Here is a 19,504-nt window from a genome sequence, read left to right on the forward strand (position 1 = left end):
AATAAGTCTGTTTAATAGATATTAAAGTGACACGCCTCTTGCAAATTTACTCCGCAGCCAATGAATCCGGCTGGCGGCGAATAAAAATCATCACCAAGCCCAGCCACAGCAAGCCGCTGATGAGATTGAACAGATTGAAAATACCGCTGTTTCCCCACAGATAGGCTACTTTGGCAAATTCAATCCCCAAGGTGAAGACCATCATACTGATCATCCCCATGGCAGCTGACACTGTCCCTTTACTGATATCGCTGGAGAACAGCGTCAGTCGCACTAAACCGGCATTCGCCAGGCCAATACCAAAGGCATAGAGGCTTAACCCGGCCGTCATCCACAAATAAGCATGGGATGAATAGAGGGTCGAGCCAGCAGCAATCATTAGGCCAATAATCATCGGGCCGGCACCATAGCGGATAAGCTGTGGAACACTGGTTTTACCGCTCAATTTCGCTAATGTCAGGTTGCCGATGATCAGTGCACCGAAAATGGGCACCTGCAAAATGCCATATTCCACGGTTGAGAGTTGCTCACCGCTGATCAGAATCACTGGGGACTGGGCAATCCAGGTCAGTAGAGGCAAGCTGGCGAAGCCTAATGCCAATGAACCACACAGGAAACGGCGATTAGTCAGCACTTGTTTATAATCGTGCCACATCGCCCCTACTGACAGCTTTTCCCCTCGGCGCGAGGCGGTTTCTGGCATCGCGCGCCACAACCCCACAAATGAAATTGCGCCGAGTGCCGCAAATATCACAAACATGAACTGCCACGGGGCGACATGAATCAAGGCGGCACCCGCCAATGGGCCGAGCAACGGGGCAATTAATGCCACATTCGCCATCAGTGCGGTGATTTTGATACAGACCGCTTCTTCAAAGGATTCCTGAATCGTGGCGTAACCGACTGCGCCGATAAAGCACAAACCGATCCCTTGCAGGAAGCGCATGGCGATGAACTGTTCAATCGACGTGACCAATAATATGGCAAGACAGGTCACCACGAAGAATGCGACACCAACCAGCATCACCGGGCGACGGCCACGGCGATCTGATAACGGCCCAAGCAGCCATTGCAGGAACATCCCGCCAGCCAGATAGGCCGTCATTGATGTCGGAACCCACTCAATACTGGCATTAAAATCGGCGACTACCGCCAGCATACCGGGCTGAATCATATCGTTGGCGATATAGGCGGCAAATTCGAATAATACCAGGCACAAGGGAAATAAAAGCGCCCGTCGACCTAAACGCGTCGCGGGTGAGAATGAAGTTTGCATAGGTTAAGTTATTAATAGTAAACATAAAAAACTGGAAGCGCTCAGGCAGGATCTACAGTCAGAGCGCATTAGGACGGCTATTTTGCCGTCAATATAACTTTATGGCAACAATTACCCTTCGTCCTGATGGGGTTTCATTTACTTTGGGTATAAATCAAATTTACGTTATTGTTTGCAGCCTGATTATTGGTGACATAAATAGATAAGCATTTTTATAAATGACGGTGATAGAGAGTATGCATGACCAATAAGATTGGCTGGATTGATAATCTGCGGGCCGTTGCCTGCATTATGGTGGTCATGATCCATGCCACCACCTATTACGTCACCAGCGGGGCGCAAGTAGGGGAAGCGAACTGGGACATCGCCAATTTGCTGAATTCGGCTTCTCGGGCTTGTGTGCCCCTATTCTTTATGATCTCCGGTTATCTGTTTTTTGGTGAAAAAAGCGCACAGCAAAAGCATTTTACCCGCATCGGGCTATGCCTGTTGTTTTACAGCGTGATAGCACTTATCTATATTTCTACCCTGACCCCGATCAATGGTTGGGCGTCGCTGAAAAATATCCTGCAAAAACCGGTGTTTTATCATTTGTGGTTTTTCTACGCCATTATCGTAGTTTACCTGGTCTCACCGCTGATTAATGTCAAACCGGTATCAGGCCGCTATCTGGCGGTCGCTATTTTGTTGCTGGCGGTGGTGGCTAACCCACAGACCAGTAAATATTCAATAGATGGTTTTCAGTTACTGCCGATAAATCTCTATATCTACGGCGATACTTTCTATTACTTGTTGTATGCCCTGCTAGGGCGAGCGATTGGCATGCTTGAGACGCGAGGGCGAGCTATCAGTTGGGGCGCGGCATTATTGTTTATCATGAGCGTGATATTTATTGCCATCTCAACGGAGAAACAGACGCGAATTAATGGCAGCTTTGCTGATACCTTCTATATGTACTGCGGCCCCTTGGTCTTTGTTGCGGCGGTATCACTGCTGGTGTGGTTTAAAAACTGCCTGAATCAGCCCATTGCCTGGTTGAGTTGGCTGGCCGGACATTCGTTGGCTATTTATGGTTTCCATGCACTGATTATTCATTTCATCCGCACCCATCATTATGATTTTACTGACTATCCGGTGCTGGATATTTTCTATGTCTTTGTCTTAGCACTGGCGTTAAGCACTTTATTGTCGATGGGGCTGCAACGCCTTGATCGGCGGCGATTAGTCAGTTAGCTACTGCCTGCCCGCGCTGTTGTGCGCGCCGAAGCTGTCGGCCGGAGGAAAATCCGGCTGCCAGTGCAGCTTTCTCCAGATTAAATCCTTCTTGCAGGCGGACTTCAGCTACCGCGACCCGCAATTGTTCATGATATTCACGCACACTGATCCCGACATGTTCACGGAATAATCGGGTTAAATGGCGGCTGCTGACATGCGCTTTGTGCGCCACCTGAAGCAGTGACCACTCCGCTTGTGGCTCTGCTGACATCACGTCCTGTGCCCGATGTACTGCCGGGTGGAGATGGTTGCGGTAACGTAACCAGGGTGAAAGTTGCGGGTCATCACCTGAGCGGCGAAAATACACCACCATTTCGCGCGCCACCTCCAGTGCAGTTTGCGGGCTGCAATAACGGCTGATCAGATGCAAAGAGAGATCAATACCGGCGGTAATCCCGGCACTGGTATACACTCCGCGATCTTCGACAAAAATACGGTTTTCTTTGGTTTGGGCCGCCGGCGCTTGCTGGCGTAACCGTTCAAGCACATGGTGATGAGTTGTGCATTGATAGCCATCCAATAGCCCGGCTTGCGCTGCCAGCAATGCTCCAGAACAGACACAAACCAATATCGTTTTTTGCTGCGTAATGGCGGCTTTCTGTTGCTGTAACCATCGGCGGGCTATTGCGGCTGTTTCTGTCGCAAAATAGTGACGTGAATCGCTCACCCCTGGCACTACCAGTAAGCTGCCTTCCGGTAAGCTGTCAGGTAACGGCTGCAATTGGCCTAACATCATCTCGGTGGAGGACATCACTTCGGGTAATGGGCTGATATAACAAAGGTTAAATGACCCCGCCAGCCGTAATGTTTCGGCAGGGCCGGTTAAATCCAGCGACAGCACGCCGGGCAGCAAGAGAAAATAGACATTTCGTTGCATGGTTAATCCACAGTTATCGTCAGATAACGATTCATATAAGCCGGAATATCCGGAGTGTGCTGTAGCAAAGTATCAACAAAAGCATCGCGCTCAAAGGCCATTACCTGTAAATCCCAAACACAGAAGGATTCATCGCGCGCCGCGCGCCAAATTCCCTGTTCCTGCACCCAGACTTTCATCCGCAATTCATTTTCGTTATCCCACCAACCAACAATCAGGTAATTCAATGTTTTTCCCTGATGTTCAATCACAAAACCAACACCGGGGCGATCCACTGTTTCAGCATCATAGGGTAACCACTGGCTGACGAGTTGATAAGCAGGGACATAATCGGGCGCAGCACCTTGCGCCTGCGAATAACGAATCACATAGCGTTTCAATTGCCAGCGGTTAAGATTCTTGATTCCCGCAGGTGTGATAGCCCGAGGAAAATAAGGCTGTGGCTGCCAATTGACGGTTTTTTCGGTGGCGGCTACTGATGGTGGTGAATCCAGTGCTGCCAGTGCTTGCGCGACGGTATGGATAGTCGCAAACCGGTCGACGAGCACCGTTTCCGTGCGTAATTTTAATTCCTCACTGCTCAGAACAATGCCGTTGGACTGGGTCATTGGAAAGGTCAATGTGGCTTCCGTGACAAAAGTGACCTGATAGCCCAGATCCGATGCCACGCGTGCGGTGGTTTCACAGCATTGTTCGGTGCGCATACCGGCAATAATCAGGTGGCTTATTTGATGCTCCTTCAGCCATTGATCCAGCCCTGAATCAGTTAGTGCATTATGCACTCGCTTTTGCACTGTCACATCGGCGTGATGGGAAACCAATGACATGGGCTTCACATAACCAGAAGCCAGCGAAAACGGGCCTTCCGGCGCGACATGAAATACGTCTACCAGTGCTACTCCGCGTTGTTTACAGCCCGCAATGAGTTGGTTCAGTGCCGTAGAGAAGGCTGGGAGATCCTGTTGTTGCCAAAAAGATTTATGTTCGAATGATTGTTGGACATCAATTATCAGTAATGCGCTGTTAGTCATATCCGGCCCTCCGCCGTTTCGGTAGAGTTCCATCATCTGCGGGTTTCGAGCTAAGTGGAATGCCAAATCCGGCCATCATAGGGAGTAAAAGGGACCAGATTTTTACTCCCATATATTTATGGCTTGTGCTTTAGCTTACTCACATTCACACAATGGCAGTAATTGTTGATATAGCTTTTTAAAGATAACGCGACGGGCAGCGTAATCCTGATGGCGCTGTGCATGAGGTAAGTGGGTTTGTTCCAGTGGTAATGCAGGCAGTAATTCAGCTAACGGAATATCTGGGTTGAGGGCAATTTGGGCCAGCCTGGCCGCGCCGAGTGCGGGGCCGACATCACCGCCAGTCCGATACTCTAAAGTCTGGCCGCTGATATCTGCCAGCATTTGCCGCCAATAAGGGCTGCGCGCGCCACCACCAATTAGCGTGACTGATTTGGGCTGTAACCCACTGGCGTGCAGGGCATCCATTCCGTCAGCTAAAGCAAATCCTACTCCTTCCAATACCGCACGAGCTAAATCTGCCCGGCCGTGTTGGTGGGTAAATCCCCAAAAAGCCCCTTTAGCATTAGGGTTGTTATGGGGGGTTCGTTCGCCGGAAAGGTAAGGCAGGAACCACACGGGCGTGGCGGCTGGTGGTGTATTTTCCACTTCATTAATCAGCGCAGGGACACTCTCGACGCCGGTGAGTTGGCATGCCCAATCAAGGCAGGACGCGGCGCTCAGCATCACTGACATCAGGTGCCAGGTATTGGGTAAAGCATGGCAAAAACTGTGCACGGCGCTGGTCGGGTTACTCAGAAAGCCATCACTGACGGCAAAATAGACGCCGGATGTCCCCAGCGATAACATTGCCTGCCCAGTTTGATACAGGCCCACCCCGATGGCACCGGCGGCATTATCACCCCCGCCAGCCACGACCGGAACAGGGTTGATGCCCCAGCGACGCGCAATATTGGCACTGACATGGCCGGTAATCTGGCTGCCTTCGAAGAGAGCGGGCATATGCTGGCGATTTAGGCCGCAGGCCGCCAACATCTCATCACTCCAGTCGCGCTTTGACACATCAAGCCACATTGTTCCGGCAGCATCTGACATATCACTGGCAAAGTCACCACTGATCAGAAAACGTAGGTAATCTTTGGGTAACAATACCTTATCGATGCGATTGAAAATCTCTGGCTCATGTTCTGCCAGCCATTTCAGTTTCGGTGCGGTAAAACCCGGCATCATCAGGTTGCCGGTAATCTGGCGGGATTCTGGTACTGCTTTTTCCAGCATCTGACATTGGGCAAAGCTGCGGCCATCATTCCATAAAATGGCCGGTCGCAGCACCTGATGTTGTTTATCCAGCAAGGTTGCGCCGTGCATCTGGCCAGTCAATCCCAGCGCTTTTACCTGTGTTAAATCATGCCCTGCGGCCAAACCCTGCATAGCTTGATCAGTGGCTTGCCACCAGTCAGCAGGATTTTGCTCAGACCATAAAGGGTGTGGGCGGGAGACGGATAATGTTGCACCTTGGCTGGCAATGACTTGCCCGTTTTCGGCCAGGAGAATGGCTTTAACGCCGGAGGTGCCCAGATCGATGCCAAGGTACATACATACTCCTCATATTTATCGTCCAGAGAGTGAAGGGTTGACCGTGCCTAGGGGCACTTCGGTGGCTTACGCACTTGTATTTGAAACTAAGAGCGACCCCAACGGCACGTTTCCCCTTCATTTGGCTTTCGGGGTTTATCAGCCGAAGATATAGCGGTTAACCCTATTTTCCAGCAGTTCTTGATGCCCGCTTTGATGGTGTGGGTTCAGATTATGTTGCTCGGCATAGCGCGCTAAATCTTCCAGCGACATTTTACCTTTTAGGATTTGTTGCCCCAATTCGGTATTCCAACCGGCATAACGTTTAGCAACCAACTGATCCAACTGGCCATCTTCAATCATTTTTGCTGCAATCTTCAGTGCTAAAGCCATGGTGTCCATCGCCCCAATATGACCATAGAACAGGTCATATTTGTCTGTGCTTTGGCGACGAACTTTGGCATCAAAATTCAGTCCACCGGTAGTAAAACCACCCGCTTTGAGGATTTCAAACATCACCAACGCATTTTCTTCCACACTGTTCGGGAACTGGTCGGTATCCCACCCCAGTTGTGGGTCGCCACGGTTAGCATCCACCGAACCGAAAATACCTAATGCAATTGCACTGGCAATCTCATGATGGAAAGAGTGCCCAGCCAAAGTGGCATGGTTAGCTTCAATGTTAACTTTAATCTCTTTTTCCAGACCAAACTGTTTGAGGAAGCCATAAACTGTAGCCACATCATAATCATACTGATGCTTAGTCGGCTCTTGGGGTTTTGGCTCGATCAACAATGTGCCCTGGAAGCCAGTCTTGTGTTTATGTTCGACGACCATCTGCATAAAGCGGCCAATTTGCTCACGTTCTTGCCGTAAATCTGTATTTAACAGTGTTTCATAACCTTCGCGCCCGCCCCACAATACATAGTTTTCACCTCCGAGTTTTTGGGTGGCATTCATGGCGGTAAAAACTTGGGTTGCCGCCCAGCTAAAGACTTCTGGGTCTGGATTAGTTGCGGCACCAGCACCGTAGCGCGGATGGGTGAAGCAGTTGGCGGTGCCCCATAATAATTTTACGCCGCTATTTTCTTGCTTCTCAGCTAATACATCAGTCATGACGGCAAAATTATTTAAATATTCTTTTAATGACGCGCCTTCTGGAGAAACATCCACATCGTGGAAGCAGTAATAAGGCACATTCAGTTTATGAAAGAATTCAAAAGCCACATCAGCTTTACGTTTTGCCAAAGCCAATGCATCTCCCGATTGTTGCCATGGGCGCTCAAAAGCATTGCTGCCGAACATATCCGCTCCGCCCCAGCAGAAGGTATGCCAGTAACAGGCAGCGAACCTTAGGTGGTCGGCCATTCGCTTACCAAGGATAATTTCATCCGGATTGTAGTGATGAAATGCCAGTGGGTTAGAGCTCTGGCTGCCTTCGTAACGCACTTGTTCTAATTTATCAAAATAAGATGACATGCAATACTCCTTGGAAGCTGACCCGCATTATCGGGCTGGTGAGCTTTTATCTTCGGAGTTGTTTGTTATTCTCTCAATTACGTTATTTCACACTTAAATTCAGAGAATTATTAATTGTGGTGTAGATCTCATAAATACACGATTAATTATAGAGGATCTCTAATATTCATTGTCGGGATAACATCTCTTACTGGAATTATGCATTTTGTAGGAAAGAAAACATGATCGTTATCATAAAATTAACATTAAACCAAAAAACATAATTAGCGGATAAAAATCTGTAATTGCCGATGTGCAAATAAGCGACAACAATCCCTATTGTAGTTGATGTTTACCGTTTCTCTTACCCTGCTTGCACAATAAGAAAGGTACTGAAAGATGAAATTTAAGAACATTTTACTCTCCGCATGTGCCGCTCTGGTCATGTTTAGCCAGCCCGGATTCAGTAAAGAAATTAAAATTGGTATGGCAATAGACGATCTTCGCCTTGAACGTTGGCAGAAAGACCGCGATATTTTTGTTAACAAGGCTGAGTCTCTCGGCGCTAAAGTATTTGTTCAATCAGCGAATGGTAATGAAGAAACTCAAATGTCGCAGATTGAGAATATGATTAACCGTGGTGTCGATGTCTTGGTTATTATTCCTTATAACGGGCAAGTATTAAGTAATGTCATCGCCGAAGCAAAACGGGAAGGAATAAAAGTATTAGCTTATGACCGTATGATAAATAATGCTGATATTGACTTTTATATCTCTTTCGATAATGAAAAAGTAGGTGAATTACAAGCTAAAAGTCTGGTTGAACGCGTGCCACAAGGTAATTATTTCCTGATGGGCGGTTCGCCGGTAGACAATAATGCCAAGTTGTTCCGTCAGGGGCAGATGACAGTACTCAATCCATTGATAAAAGAAGGAAAAATAAAAATTGTCGGTGATCAGTGGGTTGATGCCTGGTTACCTGAAAATGCCTTAAAAATCATGGAGAATGCGCTAACAGCTAACAATAACAAGATTGATGCTGTCGTGGCGTCTAATGATGCCACCGCTGGTGGGGCTATTCAGGCGTTAGCAGCACAAGGTTTGGCGGGTAAAGTAGCTATTTCTGGACAGGATGCTGATTTAGCGGCGATAAAGCGTATTGTTGCTGGCACCCAAACTATGACGGTATATAAACCGATCAGTAAATTAGCCAACGATGCGGCGGAAATTGCGGTAAGTTTGGGTAAAGGCGAAGAACCAAAAGCAAACAGTAAATTAAATAATGGTATCAAAGATGTCCCCGCCTATTTGTTAACGCCGATTCAGGTAGATAAAAATAATATCGATAGCACAATTATCGCAGATGGCTTCCACAAGAAATCAGACATTTACTAATTATTTTTTCGTTGTTGAATATATCCGAAGTCATTGGGGTTGTAGCTAATCATGCTGCAACCCCTGGCATAAAAGATATATGGAGGGAATTATGCCCTACCTGCTAGAAATGAAAGAAATTACCAAGCAGTTCGGTGTCGTTAAGGCGGTAGATAATATCAGCCTGACATTGGAAGCCGGGCAAGTATTATCTTTATGTGGCGAAAATGGCTCTGGAAAGTCCACATTAATGAAAGTGTTATGTGGTATTTACCCCGTAGGTTCCTATCAGGGGGAAATCATTTTCTCAGGGGAAACACTTCAGGCCAAAAATATTCGTGAAACCGAACAAAAAGGCATCGCGATAATTCATCAGGAATTAGCATTGGTGAAGCAAATGTCTGTGCTGGAAAATATGTTTCTCGGCTCCGAATGGGGGCGTTTTGGCATTATGGATTACGACGCCATGTACCTGCGCTGCCAACGGATGTTGGCACAGGTCAAACTGGTGGTAGACCCTCATACCCCGGTAGGTGAATTGGGGCTTGGGCAGCAGCAATTGGTTGAAATTGCCAAAGCGCTGAACAAACAAGTTCGGTTGCTGGTACTGGATGAACCGACCGCTTCTTTAACCGAAAGTGAAACGGCTATTTTGCTGGATATTATCCGTGATCTACGCAATCACGGTATTGCCTGCATCTATATCTCGCACAAATTGAATGAAGTGAAAGCGATATCAGATCATATCTGTGTGATCCGCGATGGCCGCCATATAGGCACTCGCTCTGCGGCGACCATGAGTGAAGATGACATCATCGCCATGATGGTGGGCCGTGAACTGAAAGAACTCTATCCACACGAAGCCCACCACATTGGTGAGGAAATTCTGCGCGTAGAAAATATCTGTGCCTGGCACCCGGTAAACCGCCATATCCGGCGAGTGGATGATGTCTCTTTCTCTTTAAAACGCGGGGAGATATTAGGTGTCGCTGGGCTAGTGGGGTCTGGCCGAACAGAAACAGTACAATGCTTATTCGGTGTTTATCCTGGCCGCTGGCAAGGCGAGATATTTATTGATGGTAAAGCTGTGACCATCAGTAATTGCCAACAAGCCATGAAACTTGGAATTGCCATGGTGCCAGAAGATCGTAAGAAAGACGGCATCGTACCGGTTATGGGGGTGGGGGCTAATATCACACTGGCTGCGCTAGATGACTTCACCGGCTCTTTCAGTGTGTTGGATGATGCAAAAGAACAATCAACTATTGAGCAGTCCCTGGCTCGATTAAAGGTGAAAACCTCCTCTTCTGAGCTGGCCATTGCCCGACTCAGTGGGGGTAATCAGCAAAAAGCTATTCTTGCCAAATGCTTGCTACTGAACCCACGAATTTTGATTCTCGATGAACCGACGCGCGGTATCGATATTGGTGCAAAATATGAAATATATAAACTTATCAATCAATTAGTTCAGCAGGGGATTGCGGTCATTGTGATTTCCTCTGAACTACCGGAGGTCTTGGGATTAAGTGATCGGGTGCTGGTCATGCATCAAGGGCGCATCAAAGCCGATCTCATTAACCATAATCTGACGCAAGAGAAGGTCATGGAAGCCGCACTCAGGAGTGAAACCCATGTCGCAAGCTAATCAAACTGAAGTGAACACACCCGAAAATGGCGATAAAAAGCCATTATTCCGACTAAAATCGGTTAATTTACAAGTTTTTGTCATGTTGGCGGCTATTGCCGTGATTATGCTGTTTTTCACTTTTACCACCGAAGGGGCCTATCTCAGCGCCAGGAATATCTCGAATTTACTGCGACAAACGGCGATCACCGGCATTTTGGCGGTGGGGATGGTATTTGTCATTATTTCGGCCGAAATTGATTTGTCTGTAGGCTCGATGATGGGGTTATTGGGCGGTGCGGCAGCCATTTTTGATGTGTGGCTCGGTTGGCCGCTCCCTCTGACCATTGTGGTTACTCTGGGATTGGGGCTGGTGCTTGGCGCATGGAATGGTTGGTGGGTTGCTTATCGCAAAGTGCCTTCGTTTATTGTCACATTGGCGGGAATGCTGGCTTTCCGTGGCATTTTAATCGGCATCACCAACGGCACGACCGTTTCACCTACCAGTAATGCCATGTCGCAGATTGGGCAAAGTTATCTGCCAAACGGCCTTGGTTTTGGCATTGGCGCAATTGGCCTGATGTTATTTGTTGCCTGGCAGTGGCGTCGACGTAGCCATCGTATCCGGCTGGGCTTGCCTGTTGCCGCGCCACAAGGTGATGTTACTCGCCAAACTATTACCGCAGTTATCGTTCTTGGTGCCATATATTTACTGAATGATTATCGGGGCGTTCCTACGCCGGTATTGATCCTCACGGCATTGATGTTGGCGGGTATTTTTCTGGCCACCCGCACCGCATTTGGCCGCCGGATCTATGCTATTGGCGGCAATATCGATGCCGCGCGCTTGTCTGGGGTGAATGTGGAACGCACCAAACTGGCGGTATTTGCTATCAACGGGTTGATGGTTGCCATGGCAGGTTTGATTCTCAGTTCACGCCTTGGGGCTGGCTCACCTTCAGCCGGTAATATTGCTGAACTGGATGCGATTGCCGCTTGTGTCATTGGTGGCACCAGCCTGGCGGGTGGGATTGGGAGTGTGGCGGGTGCAGTTATGGGGGCATTTATCATGGCTTCTCTCGACAATGGGATGAGCATGCTAGATGTACCGACATTCTGGCAGTACATTGTCAAAGGTGCAATTTTGCTGTTGGCAGTGTGGATGGATTCTGCCACCAAACGCCGAGTGTGATCCCATCTTCAAAAAGAGATCAATGCCATACTGCATTGATCTCTGAGGTTAATGACAAAGTGTCTGTAGTGGTGAAAACAGGCAGATCGTAAAGACGCCGTAAACCCATCCCTGGGGCTCGAGCCGCGCCTTCCCTGGCGCGAACCCTGCTTTCACCTTGCAAGTCCTTAGGGTTTGTCTGTTACCCCTCCCCCTATTTCAGGAGCTATTCCCATGTTTGAGAAACGCTACCGGATAACCTTGTTATTTAATGCTAACAAAGTATACGACCGGCAAGTGGTGGAAGGTGTCGGTGAGTATTTGCAGGCCTCACAGTGCGACTGGGATATCTTTATAGAAGAGGATTTTCGCTGCCGCATTGAGAATATCAGGGATTGGTTAGGCGATGGTGTTATTGCCGATTTTGATGATCGGCAGATAGAGCAACTGCTGGTGAATGTTGATGTTCCGATTATCGGCGTAGGGGGATCTTATCATCAGCCAGAGGATTATCCGGCAGTAGATTATATTGCAACGGATAACTCTGCTCTGGTTGAGGCGGCATTTATGCATCTGAAAGAGAAGGGTTTAAACCGTTTTGCTTTTTATGGTTTGCCAGCCAGTAGTGATAAACGTTGGGCGCAGGAGCGAGAGTATGCCTTCCGGCAATTAGTCGCAGCAGAACAATATCAAGGAGTGGTCTATCAGGGGATGGCCACTGCGCCCGCCAACTGGCAATACACGCAAAATCGGTTGGCGGACTGGGTGCAAACTCTGCCACATCAGACAGGAATTATTGCTGTCACTGACGCGCGGGCGCGCCATTTATTGCAAGTGTGCGAGCATCTGGATATTGCAGTGCCAGAGAAATTGAGTGTGATTGGTATTGATAATGAAGAACTAACCCGCTATTTATCGCGAGTGGCACTTTCGTCGGTGGTGCAGGGGACGCGGCAGATGGGCTATCGTGCGGCTAAGTTATTGCATCAGCGTCTTAATCAGCGCCAGAAACAACAAGAAGCTGCGCCGTTGCAGCGTATTCTGGTGCCACCGGTGAAAGTGATGGCGCGGCGTTCGACAGATTTTCGCTCATTACGCGATCCGGCCGTGATTCAGGCGATGCACTATATCCGCCATCATGCCTGCAAGGGGATTAAGGTTGAACAGGTGCTGGATGCAGTAGGGATGTCGCGCTCAAACCTGGAAAAGCGCTTCAAAGATGATATTGGGCAGACTATTCATGGTGTTATTCATGAAGAAAAGCTCGATCGGGCGCGCAATTTGTTGTCTGCAACTTCATTACCCATCAATGAAATCTCTCAAATGTGCGGTTATCCATCGCTGCAATACTTCTATTCGGTCTTCAAAAAAGGCTATTCAATCACGCCAAAAGAGCATCGTGATAAGTATGGCGAGGTCAGTTATTAGTCGTTTTTAAACCACAGATGATGACGTTAGATTCCGCATGACGAGGGAATTTATTCATCATGCCTATTGAATGAATAGCACCATATAATAAACACGCTATAATCACCGCCTTACACTCGTATCTTCTCTGGAAGATCATCGTCCCCGGTGGGGCGGCTGGACTTCAAATCCAGATGGGGCCGCCAGCGGTCCCTGGCAGGTTCGACTCCTGTGATCTTCCGCCAAAACTCTTCCGTATTACTCCCCAAAAGTCCTAAAAACCCCAGTAAAACCAATAGATATAGCATTTTATTGTCCGTAGGTGTCCGAGCTTATCTCTCTAAATCCGTAACAATTGTGTATAGTAAAGGGTATAGAATTACCCTATACTTTTTTGAGCTATACACATGCCACTTTCCGATATCCAGATTCGCCGTGCTAAACCACAAGAAAAAGCCTATACCCTGAGTGACGGGCAAGGGCTATCACTCTTAATTGAACCTAACGGCAGCAAAGGGTGGCGCTTTCGCTATCGTTTTGCCGGTAAAGCCCGATTAATGTCATTAGGGACTTATGACTTGATATCCCTTGCTGAGGCTCGCTCTAAGCGAGATATGGCACGTAAACTGGTTGCAGATGGAACAGATCCCGCAGAGGTGAAAAAGGCTGAGAAGTTAGCGCAGCGGCTTTCATCGGAAAACTCTTTTGAGGCCATTAGCCGTGAGTGGCATAAAGCTAAAGCGGATCGTTGGTCTTTGGGATATAGGGAAGAAATCATGAGTACCTTTGAGGCGGATATATTTCCGTATATTGGTAAACGGCCAATTGCAGAAATCACACCGCTGGAGTTACTTGATGTGCTTCAACGTATCGAAAAGCGTGGAGCGTTAGAAAAAACGCGCAAAGTACGTCAGCGCTGCGGGGAAGTATTTCGTTATGCCATTATTACCGGTCGGGCTGCATATAATCCCGCCCCTGACCTTGCCAGCGCATTAAGTACGCCAAAGAAACAGCATTACCCGTTCTTGTCTGCCGAAGAGATGCCATATTTTATTCGTGATCTAGAGGGTTATACCGGCAGCATTATAACCAAGAACGCCGCGAAGATACTTATGTTAACGGGTGTACGAACTAAGGAAATGCGTTTTGCTACTTGGCAGGAAATCGATCTTGAGAGCGGCTTGTGGGAGATTCCAGCAGAACGAATGAAGATGCGTCGCCCTCATATCGTGCCGTTGTCTACGCAGGTTATAGCGCTATTTAAACAGCTCTTACCTATCACCGGACATTATCCTTATATTTTTATTGGACGAAATGACCGTAAAAAGCCTATAAGTAAAGAAACCGTAAATCAGGTCATTGAATTACTGGGTTATAAAGGCCGTGCGACGGGTCACGGATTTAGACATACCATGTCAACGATTTTGCATGAGCAAGGCTATGATAGTGCATGGATAGAGCTACAATTGGCTCACGTTGATAAGAATAGTATTCGCGGTACTTATAATCATGCGCAGTATCTTGAAAAACGTAGGGATATGTTGCAGTGGTATGCTGATATGTTAAATAACGTATAAAATTTTAAAAGCCCCTTGGTGGGGCTTTATTCGTTATTTTTTTTGATTTGTAGATGGTTGAAGTTTTGCTATATTTATAGGGTTCAATGTTTTTACTGAAAAGTCCGCTTCTTCAAGTAAATTTCGTTTCCACTTAGGCCATTGAGAAACGATTTTTCTAGTCTCAACTATATGTTTAATAAAGCTATTTTCCTCAATCATTTTAAACTCCTATAATATTTCCGAATAAGTTAACAGAAATTTCTTCTCTTTCCAAGTAAGATACAGGTAAAAGAGAAATTCTTAGTGATGTATTCTTTTCATCCCATTCTACGACAGTACCATCTTTATTCTTTCTTTTTATTCTATTACCATTCCCATTAACTAAAGAAAACAAATTAAAGAAAACTCTAGGACCAATTCCAATAAAAGGCTCAAATATTACTTTTTCAGTTGAAATATTATCAGTAGATATTGATTCAGCATGAAATTCATAAGCTTTACTTTTAGGATATGGCTCAATATAAATAACTCTTTTTATTCCAGATGCAATAATATGTTTAGCACAATTATGGCATGGGAAAGTTGTACAATAGATAGATGAATCATAAGTGCTTATATTTGATCTGGCACATGCTAGTATTGCTTCCATTTCAGCATGTACAACTCGACCATACTCAGTAATATCTTGAATTAAACTGTTATTAAGTATTTTTTTTATTTTTTCTTTGGAGCTTTTAGGAATGTTTTTTAAAATATCCTCTACAATTTGTTTTTTCTGCATAGCATTTGAATCAAACCCTCTGACATAATCTCTTCCGTCTGGGAAATCTTCAAATTTTTCTTTTTCTTGATCAAAGTTAGGCCAATATAATCCTCCCCCAAACCTTGGAACATCATTCGCACCTGTTGATATTATAGTATGGTTTTTCGCAAGAACCGCACCTACCTGTCTTGATAAATCAGCAGATCTTAGAGCGGAAGAAAATGCCATATACATAGCAAATTCGTCAAAGGTGGGCGTGATGAATGGGTTACCAAATAATAAATCAAATATTCTTTTTATATCATTATTTAACTTGTCATCTCGCCCATCTTGATTTAAGAAAAAATCAGCCAAATGGAATGTGTCACGAGTATGCTGTCCATGTCCTGAATCTTCCTCCTCATCTCTCTCAATTAATTTTTCAGCATCCTCTTGTTCGATTCCTTTATTTAAAGTTAGATTGTCTAATCTTCTTTTTTTATCAGAGAAAACACCAAATAGTAGAAATCCGGAACCGTAGACTTTTCGTAGTTCATGAACTTCCTCTGGGTGTTTAATAGAGTTAATCACATAAGCAATCCCTTTTTTACTGTAGGGTAAAGTCGTCTTTTTTCTTATTTCATTTATTTTAGATATAGCACCTAAAGCCAATATATAATTACATTCACTTTCCTGTCTTAATTTGTTTCCTTTCGACATCAACTTATCTATTCTTTGATAGTTATTCTTATAATCATCAGCGCCAGTTATATTATCAATTATGTCAGTAGATATGCGAATTTCAGAAAAGTCGAAATCATATAAGGATAATCGTTCTTTAATTTTTGAAGTGATGTTTTCTAAATTTGTCCCAACTGAGCAAACCAGCCCAATTATAAGTTCAGTTGGAGGTGGGGTGTTATTTTCATATAAAGATTGGTGTGTTACTCCCTTTATTAATATGGAATTATTATTCTTGATTATTTCTGTTATTTTATTTATTTTCATTATTACCCCACATACATGCAACCATATGAAATTTTTGTTCGCTTCTCAGTTATAAGTACTTTTCCATTTTTTTTCCACTTAGTTAGTTAGATTTTGTTATGTATCATTAATTTTAAATATATTTAAACGCGCGCAATGCTACCCCCGCCTCGCCTGCCCGCTTTATAGGTCGTTTTTCATGCAGGTGCATTATGGCTCTCAGGGCGCGCCAGAACTGGGAATGCGCATGAATACTTCGCTCTATTTTTGCATGCAAAATCATGCACCCTAAGCATGCATGCCCAGATTGTGCGTTTGAACAGCCGCATTAGGGTGTTTGCTAGCCAGAAAAGGAATATGTATCAGTGATGGGGTAAACCCCGCAGGCAGGCGGGGATGTTGGTGTGAGTAAAGGGAGATTTTGAGCAGAGAATCAGGTTTCAGTTTAAGCCGAGTTTTTTGCGCTTTTCCTTAACGGAAAGCGCTAACCGTGTCCGTTTTATTGGGCTGTTATATAATTCGTCATCAACACCCTCTAAAGCAGGTTGATGTAATTTTAGTTCTGATAATACGGGTTCTTTTTCCATATCTAATTCAAATTTAGAGGCTATGTCTATCAGGTGATCTTTTACTCCATTTAATATCTCTGTTGCTGGACGTGAACCATACATTTTGTAGGCAGTTATTTTTATCTTAGCGGCACGGATGATTTCTTGTGACAGATTTTCAAGTGCGGTTTTCATTTCCATATCAGCATAAGCAAGGATCGCCTCTTTATGGGCTTGTTGATATTCTTTAGCGGAGGAACAGCAATATAATTTTGCTAATGACTCATCCAGTTTTATTTCTTCAATCAACCCGGCAAATTCTTTTGCTAGCTCTCGTTTTGCAATACGTGCCGCATGTTGAGATTGTAATTCTTCAGTCATTTCTCCACGCAGTTTACGGAATAGTTTTCGCCAGCTATTTTCAGCTTGTTGGCTGTCATTTTCCGCCTCTTGCTGCTGCTGTTGGCATCGAGTAATTGAGGCCTGTAATTCATTTAATTTCTTAACATTTTCCAAATGGGTGGCTTTAGCCGCTATAAAAGTATTAAGAAGTGGGTTAATTGGATGCGATTCGTTCAGTTTCATGACTTGATCCCATTTTGGCTAATACCCAAGCATTGTGCTGGCTGGCGATCACGGTCTCAAGCAAAGCACTCTCTACAGTAGGAGAAACAACATGAATTTTTGTCGCGATGGTTGGTTAGTAAGCAGGGTAGCAATTGGTATTTTTAATAAAACTATTCACCACTCTTCACTGTTAAGAAAATTATGTCATCTCAATAAATTATGAGGTGTATAGTTTAAAATAACTCATCACTGAGTGTTCATCAGTATCCACCTTATTAAACGCCACCTTTTTCTTTGGCTAGCCAGAGTTAAATGTTTATTCCTATTTTTATCAGAGGATCGATTTGCGTTATCAATCAATATTTCTCTGTGAAACAGATATTCAATAACAATCGTTTTCTATCGTACCAATAAAGATAAATTGGTGATTATTTGTCCGACAATAGACTTATTTATAACAAGTTCAGCTTGTTGTCATCAGTAAAAAAATTCTCATAATGACTTGCTACCAACAGAAATCAGCCGGAAACGGTAAGAGCTAAATGAACAAAGAAAGAGGTAGCAACATGCTTTCTATTGCACAAAATACGCCTTCTGCATCACAGCCTTATCCTAATGATCGCTTTATGCGTTTACCCGAAGTTATCCATACTACCGGCCTGCCTCGTTCAACGATTTACGAGCTTATTGGTCGTAAACAGTTTCCCGCTCAGTTCTCGATTGGGGGAAAAAATGTCGCGTGGTTAGCTTCCGAAATAACGGCATGGATGAATGAGCGTATCGCTGCCCGAAATGAAGGCGTGTCATCTTAACCGGACTTTTTGGCAGCTGATTTTAAGCTGCCAAATATATCGCAATGAGTTTAAACAACTCCGCTTCTCTCCGATCATATCCTGAGCAGTTAAGTTAAATGCGACAAAAAATACTTTTCTCACCCAGTTTACTGATTTATAGTTTTTGGGCTGTCGCAAAATCGACAGCCGGGCGTGGAAACCCGAGTGACTTATTGGCGACACAACACGCGCCAGGCGTGTTTTTTTATGTCGTAGCCTTGGTGCACCTATTTTTAGTGCGATGGTTTATCAATCGTCTCGCATACCTAGCAATGGTGGCTCAGGCGGGGCTGACTTCGGTCAGGCCGGTTTCCAATAAGGCCGGTATTTCCACCCCCGTCTGGGCTACCACCCATAAGCGTGGAAACTTCGGTGGTAGCAATGACCAATACTTATTGGAGGCTGCCATTATGGCTACAACCCTCATCACATCACGTCAAAAAATTGTCTTTCTGTTTGCGGCTATTCGCCGAAATGATCCTCATGCCCAAATCCACATGTTACGTACGCTTGCCTGCAATGAATATGCGGCACGTCGTCAGTTAGCTCACGAATATATCCTCTCCTTTGCTGGCCGCTTGCCTGCCACCGGAGGCTGTTATGAAAAATAAGTCTGTTTATCAAATTACCCTCAAAGAATTCGAACAATTGCAGCATGTGAGAAATGTCGGCCAGCTTTTCCTTTCTCTGTTGGAGTCTCAGCGCTGCCTTGATATGCAGTTAACGGCGATACAGTGTGAATCCATCATGTCGATGGTGGCTGTGCTGACTGACAATATGAGCCAAGTGATCGCGGCTTGTGAAGATCGCGTATTTATCCTCGAAGAGCAGGAGGCCGGTGTCCTATGAATACACCCAATCAATCCTCTTATCCTGTGGACGTACGTATTGCGGTTTATTGCCGAGCAGTGGCACAGACCTATCTTGCGGCTTGCGCGGCTGATGGTATGGAAAACCTGTGCACCCTTGATTCTTTGCAACATGAGATTACTCAGCAAATAGAGACCTTCTTTGTCCATGAGTTTGGTCCGGAGGTCGGGACGGAAATCGCCTGTTCTGCCTTACGCGATATGGTGAGCTCTGATGTACTTACCCACATTCCCCGGCTCACTCTGTTGGGTGAAGTTATTATGGACAGTATTTGCTGTACTCAAAATACAGCAACGCAATCGCTGACAACTTACTATTGAGGAGCCACAC

At 45.7% G+C, this 19,504-nt stretch carries 18 protein-coding genes, 1 tRNA gene and 1 pseudogene; 12 read left to right on the forward strand and 8 right to left on the reverse strand.

The genetic code is table 11. The features are described 5' to 3' along the window. Positions 1-46: 46 nt before the first annotated feature. Positions 47-1,276, reverse strand: coding sequence for an MFS transporter (locus tag FTB31_RS12270; RefSeq protein WP_050076570.1), 1,230 nt, complete (start codon positions 1,274-1,276; stop codon positions 47-49). 240 nt (positions 1,277-1,516) lie between these two features. On the opposite strand from FTB31_RS12270, the gene FTB31_RS12275 reads away from it, so the two are divergent. Further along, positions 1,517-2,509 (forward strand): acyltransferase, encoded by a 993-nt coding sequence (locus FTB31_RS12275; RefSeq protein WP_077294989.1) that lies wholly within the window; start codon positions 1,517-1,519, stop codon positions 2,507-2,509. On the opposite strand, the gene FTB31_RS12280 is transcribed toward FTB31_RS12275, so the two are convergent. The 4 genes from FTB31_RS12280 to xylA all read right to left on the reverse strand — a co-directional run bounded on the left by FTB31_RS12280 (position 2,502) and on the right by xylA (position 7,513). Further along, complete coding sequence (locus FTB31_RS12280; RefSeq protein ID WP_077294987.1) at positions 2,502-3,428, reverse strand: GlxA family transcriptional regulator; 927 nt, start codon at positions 3,426-3,428, stop codon at positions 2,502-2,504. The genes FTB31_RS12275 and FTB31_RS12280 overlap by 8 nt on opposite strands. Positions 3,429-3,430: 2 nt before the next feature. Further along, on the reverse strand, positions 3,431-4,459 hold the full coding sequence (locus FTB31_RS12285; protein WP_227720120.1) for an isochorismatase family protein: 1,029 nt from the start codon (positions 4,457-4,459) through the stop codon (positions 3,431-3,433). A gap of 135 nt (positions 4,460-4,594) precedes the next feature. Continuing rightward, a complete protein-coding gene (gene xylB, locus FTB31_RS12290) occupies positions 4,595-6,055 on the reverse strand; it encodes a xylulokinase (RefSeq protein WP_227726526.1) in 1,461 nt (486 codons plus the stop codon). A 138-nt stretch (positions 6,056-6,193) separates the two neighbouring features. Then, positions 6,194-7,513: a xylose isomerase gene (gene xylA, locus FTB31_RS12295; protein ID WP_077294984.1), complete on the reverse strand. Its 1,320-nt coding sequence runs from the start codon at positions 7,511-7,513 to the stop codon at positions 6,194-6,196. Between the two features lie 378 nt (positions 7,514-7,891). Here xylA and xylF point away from each other — a divergent pair, with 378 nt between their 5' ends. From xylF to FTB31_RS12325, 6 genes are all read left to right on the forward strand, one after another. Next, positions 7,892-8,887 (forward strand): D-xylose ABC transporter substrate-binding protein, encoded by a 996-nt coding sequence (xylF, locus tag FTB31_RS12300; protein WP_005175009.1) that lies wholly within the window; start codon positions 7,892-7,894, stop codon positions 8,885-8,887. Between the two features lie 91 nt (positions 8,888-8,978). Further along, the gene (locus FTB31_RS12305) at positions 8,979-10,511 is read left to right on the forward strand and encodes a xylose ABC transporter ATP-binding protein (RefSeq protein ID WP_227720122.1); all 1,533 of its coding nucleotides are present in this window, start codon (positions 8,979-8,981) and stop codon (positions 10,509-10,511) included. Continuing rightward, positions 10,498-11,682 carry a xylose ABC transporter permease XylH gene (gene xylH / locus FTB31_RS12310; RefSeq protein WP_077175046.1) on the forward strand — a complete coding sequence of 395 codons (1,185 nt, stop codon included), beginning with the start codon at positions 10,498-10,500 and terminating at the stop codon, positions 11,680-11,682. The genes FTB31_RS12305 and xylH overlap by 14 nt, the downstream gene beginning before the upstream one ends. Positions 11,683-11,895: 213 nt before the next feature. After that, positions 11,896-13,089, forward strand: coding sequence for a D-xylose utilization transcriptional activator XylR (gene xylR, locus FTB31_RS12315; RefSeq protein WP_077175045.1), 1,194 nt, complete (start codon positions 11,896-11,898; stop codon positions 13,087-13,089). Positions 13,090-13,218: 129 nt separating this feature from the next. Beyond that, a tRNA-Sec gene (locus tag FTB31_RS12320) sits at positions 13,219-13,313 on the forward strand. 162 nt (positions 13,314-13,475) lie between these two features. Further along, complete coding sequence (locus FTB31_RS12325) at positions 13,476-14,645, forward strand: tyrosine-type recombinase/integrase (RefSeq protein ID WP_227731417.1); 1,170 nt, start codon at positions 13,476-13,478, stop codon at positions 14,643-14,645. Between the two features lie 33 nt (positions 14,646-14,678). Here the strand turns inward: FTB31_RS12325 and FTB31_RS12330 are convergent, their stop codons facing one another. The 3 genes from FTB31_RS12330 to FTB31_RS12340 all read right to left on the reverse strand — a co-directional run bounded on the left by FTB31_RS12330 (position 14,679) and on the right by FTB31_RS12340 (position 17,489). Continuing rightward, positions 14,679-14,846 carry a hypothetical protein gene (locus FTB31_RS12330; protein ID WP_227731418.1) on the reverse strand — a complete coding sequence of 56 codons (168 nt, stop codon included), beginning with the start codon at positions 14,844-14,846 and terminating at the stop codon, positions 14,679-14,681. A gap of 1 nt (position 14,847) precedes the next feature. Continuing rightward, a complete protein-coding gene (locus FTB31_RS12335) occupies positions 14,848-16,377 on the reverse strand; it encodes an anti-phage dCTP deaminase (RefSeq protein WP_227731419.1) in 1,530 nt (509 codons plus the stop codon). 419 nt (positions 16,378-16,796) lie between these two features. After that, positions 16,797-17,489 (reverse strand): aldehyde dehydrogenase, encoded by a 693-nt coding sequence (locus tag FTB31_RS12340; RefSeq protein WP_227731420.1) that lies wholly within the window; start codon positions 17,487-17,489, stop codon positions 16,797-16,799. 548 nt (positions 17,490-18,037) lie between these two features. On the opposite strand from FTB31_RS12340, the gene FTB31_RS12345 reads away from it, so the two are divergent. The 5 genes and pseudogenes from FTB31_RS12345 to FTB31_RS12360 all read left to right on the forward strand — a co-directional run bounded on the left by FTB31_RS12345 (position 18,038) and on the right by FTB31_RS12360 (position 19,494). Next, the gene (locus FTB31_RS12345; protein ID WP_098057410.1) at positions 18,038-18,283 is read left to right on the forward strand and encodes a helix-turn-helix transcriptional regulator; all 246 of its coding nucleotides are present in this window, start codon (positions 18,038-18,040) and stop codon (positions 18,281-18,283) included. Between the two features lie 98 nt (positions 18,284-18,381). Beyond that, a pseudogene (locus FTB31_RS21575) lies at positions 18,382-18,684 on the forward strand (ash family protein); the annotation flags it as partial. Positions 18,685-18,714: 30 nt separating this feature from the next. After that, on the forward strand, positions 18,715-18,915 hold the full coding sequence (locus FTB31_RS21580) for a host cell division inhibitor Icd-like protein (protein WP_407084059.1): 201 nt from the start codon (positions 18,715-18,717) through the stop codon (positions 18,913-18,915). Further along, positions 18,905-19,153: a hypothetical protein gene (locus tag FTB31_RS12355; protein ID WP_227731422.1), complete on the forward strand. Its 249-nt coding sequence runs from the start codon at positions 18,905-18,907 to the stop codon at positions 19,151-19,153. The genes FTB31_RS21580 and FTB31_RS12355 overlap by 11 nt, the downstream gene beginning before the upstream one ends. Further along, on the forward strand, positions 19,150-19,494 hold the full coding sequence (locus tag FTB31_RS12360) for a DUF5375 family protein (RefSeq protein WP_227731423.1): 345 nt from the start codon (positions 19,150-19,152) through the stop codon (positions 19,492-19,494). The genes FTB31_RS12355 and FTB31_RS12360 overlap by 4 nt, the downstream gene beginning before the upstream one ends. Positions 19,495-19,504 lie beyond the last annotated feature (10 nt).

This window comes from Yersinia proxima, assembly GCF_902170785.1.
GTDB classification, from domain to species: Bacteria; Pseudomonadota; Gammaproteobacteria; order Enterobacterales; family Enterobacteriaceae; genus Yersinia; species Yersinia proxima.

What these genes read in the sequence shown, in the direction of transcription:
- FTB31_RS12335 (WP_227731419.1), bottom strand. Translation starts at nt 16,377, where the DNA reads ATGAAAATAAATAAAATAACAGAAATAATCAAGAATAATAATTCCATA.
- FTB31_RS12305 (WP_227720122.1), top strand. Translation starts at nt 8,979, where the DNA reads ATGCCCTACCTGCTAGAAATGAAAGAAATTACCAAGCAGTTCGGTGTC.
- xylF (WP_005175009.1), top strand. Translation starts at nt 7,892, where the DNA reads ATGAAATTTAAGAACATTTTACTCTCCGCATGTGCCGCTCTGGTCATG.
- FTB31_RS12280 (WP_077294987.1), bottom strand. Translation starts at nt 3,428, where the DNA reads ATGCAACGAAATGTCTATTTTCTCTTGCTGCCCGGCGTGCTGTCGCTG.
- FTB31_RS21580 (WP_407084059.1), top strand. Translation starts at nt 18,715, where the DNA reads ATGGCTACAACCCTCATCACATCACGTCAAAAAATTGTCTTTCTGTTT.
- FTB31_RS12345 (WP_098057410.1), top strand. Translation starts at nt 18,038, where the DNA reads ATGCTTTCTATTGCACAAAATACGCCTTCTGCATCACAGCCTTATCCT.
- FTB31_RS12330 (WP_227731418.1), bottom strand. Translation starts at nt 14,846, where the DNA reads ATGATTGAGGAAAATAGCTTTATTAAACATATAGTTGAGACTAGAAAA.
- xylA (WP_077294984.1), bottom strand. Translation starts at nt 7,513, where the DNA reads ATGTCATCTTATTTTGATAAATTAGAACAAGTGCGTTACGAAGGCAGC.
- FTB31_RS12340 (WP_227731420.1), bottom strand. Translation starts at nt 17,489, where the DNA reads ATGAAACTGAACGAATCGCATCCAATTAACCCACTTCTTAATACTTTT.
- FTB31_RS12275 (WP_077294989.1), top strand. Translation starts at nt 1,517, where the DNA reads ATGACCAATAAGATTGGCTGGATTGATAATCTGCGGGCCGTTGCCTGC.
- FTB31_RS12355 (WP_227731422.1), top strand. Translation starts at nt 18,905, where the DNA reads ATGAAAAATAAGTCTGTTTATCAAATTACCCTCAAAGAATTCGAACAA.
- xylH (WP_077175046.1), top strand. Translation starts at nt 10,498, where the DNA reads ATGTCGCAAGCTAATCAAACTGAAGTGAACACACCCGAAAATGGCGAT.
- FTB31_RS12360 (WP_227731423.1), top strand. Translation starts at nt 19,150, where the DNA reads ATGAATACACCCAATCAATCCTCTTATCCTGTGGACGTACGTATTGCG.
- FTB31_RS12285 (WP_227720120.1), bottom strand. Translation starts at nt 4,459, where the DNA reads ATGACTAACAGCGCATTACTGATAATTGATGTCCAACAATCATTCGAA.
- xylR (WP_077175045.1), top strand. Translation starts at nt 11,896, where the DNA reads ATGTTTGAGAAACGCTACCGGATAACCTTGTTATTTAATGCTAACAAA.
- FTB31_RS12325 (WP_227731417.1), top strand. Translation starts at nt 13,476, where the DNA reads ATGCCACTTTCCGATATCCAGATTCGCCGTGCTAAACCACAAGAAAAA.
- FTB31_RS12270 (WP_050076570.1), bottom strand. Translation starts at nt 1,276, where the DNA reads ATGCAAACTTCATTCTCACCCGCGACGCGTTTAGGTCGACGGGCGCTT.
- xylB (WP_227726526.1), bottom strand. Translation starts at nt 6,055, where the DNA reads ATGTACCTTGGCATCGATCTGGGCACCTCCGGCGTTAAAGCCATTCTC.